Source organism: Bacillus sanguinis, assembly GCF_018332475.1.
In the GTDB taxonomy this organism is placed as follows: Bacteria; Bacillota; Bacilli; order Bacillales; family Bacillaceae_G; genus Bacillus_A; species Bacillus_A sanguinis.
The window spans coordinates 1-221 of the sequence record NZ_BOQB01000569.1; the positions used below are offsets into that span (position 1 = coordinate 1).

Consider the following 221-nt stretch of genomic DNA (forward strand, 5'->3'; position numbering starts at 1 on the left):
TTCGGTCAGCGCGTCCTCTTCTTAAACGGTAGTGTACCTAAGAAAGAACGTGACAAAATGATCGAGCAGTTTCAAAATGGAACGTATGACATTTTCATCTTATCGTTAAAAGCAGGTGGAACTGGCTTAAACTTAACCGCTGCCAACCATGTCATTCACTACGACCGTTGGTGGAATCCAGCTGTAGAAAACCAAGCAACAGACCGCGCATATCGTATTGG

General features: G+C 44.3%; 1 protein-coding gene. It reads left to right on the forward strand.

Translation table 11 applies throughout. The features are described 5' to 3' along the window. The coding region (locus KI369_RS28625; protein WP_212959015.1) for a helicase-related protein at window positions 1-221 on the forward strand (221 nt) is incomplete at both ends.